This window comes from Thalassobellus sediminis, assembly GCF_044386045.1.
In the GTDB taxonomy this organism is placed as follows: domain Bacteria; phylum Bacteroidota; class Bacteroidia; order Flavobacteriales; family Flavobacteriaceae; genus Thalassobellus; species Thalassobellus sediminis.
This window is the reverse complement of sequence record NZ_JBISCD010000036.1, coordinates 131,195-138,216: the sequence shown is the minus strand read 5'-3', so window position 1 is coordinate 138,216 and position 7,022 is coordinate 131,195. Positions and strand designations below refer to the sequence as shown.

Annotated in this window: 7 protein-coding genes; all 7 read right to left on the bottom strand. The window is 29.6% G+C overall.

Annotated elements, in window-relative coordinates; genetic code table 11:
* Window positions 1-722: 722 nt before the first annotated feature.
* Window positions 723-1,598 carry a hypothetical protein gene (locus ACH5TW_RS02005; protein WP_439334803.1) on the bottom strand — a complete coding sequence of 292 codons (876 nt, stop codon included), beginning with the start codon at window positions 1,596-1,598 and terminating at the stop codon, window positions 723-725.
* A gap of 154 nt (window positions 1,599-1,752) precedes the next feature.
* Window positions 1,753-2,379 carry a hypothetical protein gene (locus tag ACH5TW_RS02000; RefSeq protein ID WP_439334802.1) on the bottom strand — a complete coding sequence of 209 codons (627 nt, stop codon included), beginning with the start codon at window positions 2,377-2,379 and terminating at the stop codon, window positions 1,753-1,755.
* A 155-nt stretch (window positions 2,380-2,534) separates the two neighbouring features.
* The gene (locus ACH5TW_RS01995) at window positions 2,535-3,050 is read right to left on the bottom strand and encodes a DUF7738 domain-containing protein (RefSeq protein WP_439334801.1); all 516 of its coding nucleotides are present in this window, start codon (window positions 3,048-3,050) and stop codon (window positions 2,535-2,537) included.
* A gap of 159 nt (window positions 3,051-3,209) precedes the next feature.
* The gene (locus ACH5TW_RS01990) at window positions 3,210-3,896 is read right to left on the bottom strand and encodes a hypothetical protein (protein ID WP_439334800.1); all 687 of its coding nucleotides are present in this window, start codon (window positions 3,894-3,896) and stop codon (window positions 3,210-3,212) included.
* Window positions 3,897-4,094: 198 nt separating this feature from the next.
* Window positions 4,095-4,580, bottom strand: a complete 486-nt coding sequence (locus ACH5TW_RS01985) for a hypothetical protein (RefSeq protein ID WP_439334799.1) — start codon at window positions 4,578-4,580, stop codon at window positions 4,095-4,097.
* A 275-nt stretch (window positions 4,581-4,855) separates the two neighbouring features.
* The gene (locus ACH5TW_RS01980; protein ID WP_439334798.1) at window positions 4,856-6,430 is read right to left on the bottom strand and encodes an Eco57I restriction-modification methylase domain-containing protein; all 1,575 of its coding nucleotides are present in this window, start codon (window positions 6,428-6,430) and stop codon (window positions 4,856-4,858) included.
* Entirely contained in the window at window positions 6,423-7,022 is a 600-nt protein-coding gene (locus tag ACH5TW_RS01975; RefSeq protein ID WP_439334797.1) for an HNH endonuclease, read from the bottom strand. The genes ACH5TW_RS01980 and ACH5TW_RS01975 overlap by 8 nt, the downstream gene beginning before the upstream one ends.

Below are 7,022 nucleotides of genomic sequence, written 5' to 3'. Positions count from 1 at the left end.
AGTTTTCCGCTTTTTAATTCAAATTCAGGTACAGAAATTCCGTTTAACTCAAACTCTTTGTTATGGAAAATACTGTTTGTCATAATTGTACCCAACGGTTGTGTATAAGAATAGTGCGGTTTTGTGTCCGAGGATTTTCCGCAGGAAAATCAGAGAGACCAAATACGCGCTATCTTTTTGATTTAGTAATAAAATTAAGCATTATTTTTTTATACTTTGTTACCAATAGTGCTTAATTTCCGATTTATAGTTCATTTCTATTTTTGTTGACTTTATTTATTTCGAGCTTGAGTAAATTCGGTTGTTTTTCTGATCCATAAACTTGCTCAAATTCCGTTTAAATTTTTATTAAGTTCCGATTTCTGATTCCGCATTTTATCAAATTCTACACAGTAATTTATTCAGAGTTAGAGTAAGCAATTCCGTCGTTGCTTTTCATTCCACGTTTGAGTGATAATTCCGCAAAATTTTGAAATTCGGTAACACAGTTTTTCGGAATTATCTAACTTAAAATTCTAAAAAAAAATCCGAAAATTAAACCAGGCTTTTTTCAGTTGCGCAAACTTGCTCTTGCATTATTGGTAACGGTTGTGTATAAGGATAGTGCGGTTTTGTGTCCGAGGATTTTCCGCAGGAAAATCAGAGTGACTAAAAAAGCACTAACCTTTAGATTTAGGAATAAATTTAAGCATTATTCCTTATACTTTGTTGGCAATAGTTTTTTATTCATAATATTCAACAAAAGCTTCTGCATTGGACGAACCATTTGAAAAAAATCTTTGCCAGCTAATTGGATAATTTTCTTCATCATAAATAAAAGTTCTACTTTCTGTTCCTCTACTAATTATATTGTTTGGAGTTAACCCATACCAATTGTAAAAAATAACTCCATAAAAATTTTCCAAATAATAAGTAATGTTATAATATTTTTCAAAAGCTATGTAATAGGGATTTATCTTTTCATCATATCCTATGTTCAAGACACTTTCGTTTGGGTTGTCAAAGTATTTAGTTGTAATTGTTATTATATTGCCATTAGTATCATATAGGTACTGCTCATATTCTTTATTAAAGCTGTTTTCTTGACTAAAATCAGTTGTTGTTACATTACTAATTTCAGTCATTTTTTTGATTTTTCCATCTGAATTCAATTCTAATTCCTTTATTTCTAAAACCTCGCCACCACCATTTCCTAAACCACCAGCAAACTCATAATATCTTTCTGTTATTACTTTTCCAGATTGATATGTCAAACCAATGTAATCATTAGTTCCTACTTTAACTTCTTTAATTATTCTGTTTTGATTATCATACTCATAAGTAAATTGACCATCAAAATTCGTTTTACCTATTAATTTACCCTCTGAGTCATATTCATAATTCCCAGCAAGTATTGTAAATCCAGTTGCGCTTGTTAGTAACCCATCATCATATTCAAAGAAGTGGTCTCTATTTATTTGTGTCAAGTCTGGTTTTGTAACTGCTTTAATAAATTTTTTATTAGCTTCAGGAATTGCAGATGAATCATCATCATCGTTCGAGCAAGAAGTAATTAGGATTCCAATTATTAGTAATTTCAATAGGTTAAGTCTTTTCATTTTTTGTTTTTAATTATTGCCAACGGTTACGTATAATATTAGTGGCGCGTTTAAGCACTAATTTAGTAAATAGAAACTTGCCAGCGGAAAATTCCGAAGGAATTTTCCAAGTAAGCTAAAACTAGCCATTAATTTTATGCTTTGTTAGCACCAGTTATTTTGCTATATATAATGTGTTTCCTTTTTTGCTTACTCTTGTTTCCACTTTCCTTTTTGAAAGCAATCTTCTCAAACTTTCTCTGATTTCTTCTATTTGATAATTTGATAAATTTTCAAATCCGCTTTGCTTTGCTCCCCATTTTCTAATTCGTAAAGCAGAGAATGCCCATTGGCTATATTTTTCGAGAAATTTCATAACTATTTCGTCGGAGTTATTCTCATCGGCTAACTCAATTTGATTTTCGGATAATTTTAATTTTAGTTCGTCAATTTGTTTTTGTAAGTCCGCTAATTCTTTCGAGTTGTTTTGAGCTTGTCCTTTAACAACATTTTCAAGTTCTATCATTCCAATTTTTTTTATTCTAAATCCCAATTTATTCCAAGGTAAATTGATAATTATTATAGTTAAAATTAGAGTAATAAGTATCGCTGGAAATCCGAATTTTTCAGGGTCAATATATTTGGGGTCACAAAATATTAAATATACATAAATTCCTATTATGAGTAGAGAAACTAATATTGCAGGAATTGTAATTATTAACCTTATAGATTCGGGCAATTCAAAACTCAAATCTTCGTCCAATTCTGTATCTTGAAATGATATGTTTTTTTTCTTGTTCATTTTTTTAATTGGTGCTAACGGTTTTGTATAAAAATAGTTGCGATTTTATCGACGAGGATTTTCCGCAGGAAAATCAGAAGTTGGTAAAAAAGCAACGACCTTCATTTAAGCTTAATTTAGCAATTTTTTTTATGCGTTGTTAGCAAATGTTATTTTTAATGAAATTCGAAACCTATTTGTGTCACCTTATCATTTTTAAATCCTAGAGCTATAAAAATATTTTTTTTATCAGTTTTAGGTTTAGAAATAATGAAACCCGGTATTACTTCTATAAACTCTGTATTTTTAATTTCTTCAAGTTTTTTTTGATTTGAGTCTTTATCAAAGGAAATTTCTTCAATTATTAATTCACCTTTAAAAGTAGATTCAGGGAATGTTTTATCTCCATCCCAGTTATAATTAAAACCTAATAAAAGTAGTTTTCCATCTACTGTTTGTAAAGTTATGCCATTGTCAGCATAGTGGTAATTTACTTTTCCTGTTAAATATTCTTTGTAAATCTCAGGTTCTCCGAGTATATTTTTAATTTCTTCTAAAGTTGTATCTTTATTTATTCTCAAATCATTTAAAGTGACATTGGTTTCACTTATAAATTCAATTTTCACATCATTTTGAGCTATAATTAAGCTCGATATTAGAATAAATACGCTAAGAATTAAGTTTTTAGTCATTTTTTTAGGTTTTAATATTTGCTAACGGTTACGTATAATATTAGTGGCGCGTTTAAGTACTAATTTAATAAATAGAAACTTGCCAGCGGAAAATTCCGAAGGAATTTTCCAAGTAAGCTAAAACTAGCCATTAATTTTATGCTTTGTTGTAGCCAGTTTTTATTTTGTTTTCGGCTTGTTTTTCGTTATTGATTTTTTCTTATCGATCTTTTTATTTATTAAATTGTTTTGCTCCTCATCATTGTCGTTTTGAACTAATTTAGAATATTCATACTTTAATTTTTTGTCTAGAAATATTTGAATTCGGTGATACCAAAGATAAAATCCAATAGCAGAAATAATTATTCCCAAAATCATTCCTAGAGTTAAGTATTTCTTTAAAGATTTAGTATTTGTATTTTCTATAGCAAGTTGTGTGTGCTCTCCGTGTAATCTAACAGATTCAGATTCAAGAATGTCATATTGTAGCAGGATTTTTTTATTCGCTTCCAATTCCGCTGAATACCTTTCCTGCTCTAATTCCCAAGTTTTTGTCCAATCTTCGACTTCAGAAACTGGAATTTTACCTGAATTTGCATTTTCAAGTAAAGAATCGAGAGTTACTTTTTGTTGGTTTAAAGAATCGTTTTTTATTTTTAACTCTTTCATAGATTGTCGAACTTGTTTTTGGTGAAGTTCAACTTTTATGCTGTCCAATTGAGATTCCACGTAATGGTCAGCTAGTTTAGAAAATAAACTTTCAGAAAGTGAGTAATTTAAGTATCCAGAACTAAAAAAAAGCAATAGTCCGGATATTGCTATGAACTTATACAAGCTGTCTGTTGGTGGTGAAAGTGAGTTTGTCAAAAGTTCTTATTTATCTTTAATTATTAATGATTGTGCTATGTTCAAATTGGCTACAACGGTTACGTATAATATTAGTGGCGCGATTAAGCACTAATTTAATAAATAGAAACTTGCCAGCGGAAAATTCCGAAGGAATTTTCCAAGTAGGCTAAAACCAGCCATTAATTTTATGCTTTGTTAGCATACGTTTTTTATTCCTTATGGAACTACGTCAAATTTTGTCGTTCCGTTTTTGTTGAATATTTTGGTCATTATTTCTGTTCCAATTTCAGTCGCTTTGTATTTGTCCGCATTTAATTCAAATTTATAAACTGGTGCTTCTTTTAAATCAGAGTAATGAGGTTTATTTCCGTAAGTCGTTTTGACTAAATTATAATTATTCTTATTCGCAAAACTTGTAATTTTTTCGACATAAGGTTTTTGGTCGTTTGTCATAACCTCAAATTCGATGTTTATTTTTCCGTTGTTATCTGCGAAATAAATGCAATCAATACCGTCAGATGTTATTCCGAAAAAGTCATATTCCATTTTTCCATCTAACAATTGAGTCATTACAGATTCCAATTCCGCAAGTTGAATTTGTTTAGCAAATTGTATATTTTTATTTGTTCCGCTTTTATTTTTTGAGACGAAATATATAATTCCGATTACTACTAAAATTCCAATTATTATTCCTGTTTTCATTCGCTGTTCGGTTTTTTTTAAATGTATGCTAACGGTCTTGTATAAGAATAGTGGCGGTTTTAAGACCGCAAATTTTTCAGTTTAGACCAAAGTTTGTTTTTATTAATATTCTTCGTTTTGGCAGAAACTCCGCCATTATTTTTATACGTTGTTGTACACTGGCTTTTTTCCGTTCAGATTGTCATTCAGCGTTGGCAAAGGCATACTCTTTTGCAATTTTTGGTTCGAGCATTGGCTGTTGCGAATTGCAAATGTGTATGGCTTTAAGCGTTGGCTTATTCCCGTAATCTTTTCTTCTTCAATTTATTCCTAATTATTGTCAGTTTTTGTAGATTTTCATTGTTAATTCCCAAAGTTGAGTTAAGTATGTTAAAATCATTTTGATTTAATATTTGTTCAATATTTGATTTATTGGCAAAATCAGTTGTGAATTTTTCAAATTGAATTTGGTTAATCTCAACGTATGGGATGGGTAATTTTTTAAATTCACTTGGAATCAATTCCAAAACTCCACCACCATAATATCTACCGTCCAATTCTGAAAGAAGTAAGGTTAGCGTATTATAGAATGAATAAATAAAACTATTCAAGTCAAATCCATTTTTAATCGCAACTTTATAAGCAGAATCAGTCACAAAAGCATCTGAATTGTTTTTTAATAGTTTTGGGTATAAATGACTTCTTTTAAAAAAGAAAGCATCTGGTCTTTTTGAAATATTCGGAATTACATACCAATTGTTTCTGATTCTACATTTATACCTATCAGGAATTTCTTCTAATTCACCAATTTTTAGATAATCTCGTAATTTTTTTGAAATCTTGTCATTGTCATTTAGTTGCAAAAGCCTTGTCGGACGGTTGTTTTCTTCAAGTTCCCTAATGTCTTCATCATTAAACACCACACTTCCATTTACAAAGAGTCCTTTTTGGATTATTGGCTTTGTATATTTTGATAAACCGTATTTATTTTCAGTTTCTTTATCGATTATGAAAAACTTATTTGCCGCAGTTACTATTCCAGGCTTTGAGTCTGAATAATCATTTACAGTTTTAAGTTCTTTCTTTAGGTTATCTATAAATGTTAATTCATCAGATGTCAAAAAATGATGTGTCCATTTTACTTTTGAGGAAACCAATAATTGGTTATTTCTTAAAATGAAACTGTTTCTTTCCAATGATTCTCTTGAAGTAATATTGGCAAAAAACTCGCCTTTATTATCTGATTTTTTATACGCGAAAAGCACTATTGTATCTTGCCCTTTACACTCAAACATTAAATCGTTGAATGTAAATATTTCTATTCTCTCAAACTGTTTTTTTAGATATTCTCTAACTTCTTCAGCAAATTTAACTTGTAATAGTTCGGAAGGTAAGACAAATGCTAAAACTCCGTTTTTTACTAATAATGTATTTGCTTTTACCAAGAACGTAGCCCAAATATTTTTAACAGATGCCTCAGTTAGTTCTTCACTTAAATGTATTTCTTTGCTTAATGCAATTTGTTTTGATGTGAGTATGTTTTTTTTGACATAAGGCGGATTACCAATAATAGCTGAATATTGCTTTGTGGAAGAGAATTCTAAGAAGTCGGTTTTTATAAATGAAGCTGTTTTTTTACTCCATTTTTTAGAAGCTGTTTTCAATTCTACTTCGTTGATATCTAACGCTGTTAAGTTTATTTTGATATCGTTTTCCTTTTCTAATTCTAAAATAAATGCTCCATCACCAACACTTGGTTCCAATATTGACATACGTGTTCTGTTTTCAAAGTGAGATAAGACTCTCTTTGAAATAAATTCAGCCAAATAAGATGGCGTATAATACGAACCAGTATTTTTTTTATTAATCATTAGAATTAAAAATTTGTCTAAATATATCAGTTATCTCTTTAGTTATTTTACTGTGAATTTCACTTAACTCATCATTATTTATCTCTTTTAATTTTAAATCTACTTTCTCTTCTAAATCCATTAATTTTTCGATTCTCCACATTAATGAATGAATTGGATGCCAAAGCATTAGTTCGTCCTTTATGTATTTTGCTAAATTGTTGTTTTCAATTGGAATAATACGACCATTCATATTTCTAAAAAACAAATCTTTGTATTCATCTCTTGTTGGCTTTACAAAACCTTTATTTCCATCATTTTCGATTGCTTCATCATCAGTTGGCCATTTATTCCATTTTGCCCTATTACAGTAAGAACAACAATAGATGAGATTGTCGTACTGATTAGCTGGTGTCTTTGGTTTAAAATTCAGTGGCTTTTGTGGAATAAAATGGTCAATTGCAAAACTTCGAATTCTATATTTATTTGTGTCATTACAATAAGCACATCTTTTCTTGAAGTCGACAATAAGTAAATCCTTATACTGCGAGTATCTAGAATAAGTTGGCGGATTAAGTCTATGTCTTGGTGTTTCTTCAATAAAAGTGTACAT

Coding starts and splice junctions, on each gene's coding strand:
- ACH5TW_RS02005 (WP_439334803.1), bottom strand. CDS start 1,598: ATGAAAAGACTTAACCTATTGAAATTACTAATAATTGGAATCCTAATT.
- ACH5TW_RS02000 (WP_439334802.1), bottom strand. CDS start 2,379: ATGAACAAGAAAAAAAACATATCATTTCAAGATACAGAATTGGACGAA.
- ACH5TW_RS01995 (WP_439334801.1), bottom strand. CDS start 3,050: ATGACTAAAAACTTAATTCTTAGCGTATTTATTCTAATATCGAGCTTA.
- ACH5TW_RS01985 (WP_439334799.1), bottom strand. CDS start 4,580: ATGAAAACAGGAATAATAATTGGAATTTTAGTAGTAATCGGAATTATA.
- ACH5TW_RS01980 (WP_439334798.1), bottom strand. CDS start 6,430: ATGATTAATAAAAAAAATACTGGTTCGTATTATACGCCATCTTATTTG.
- ACH5TW_RS01975 (WP_439334797.1), bottom strand. CDS start 7,022: ATGTACACTTTTATTGAAGAAACACCAAGACATAGACTTAATCCGCCA.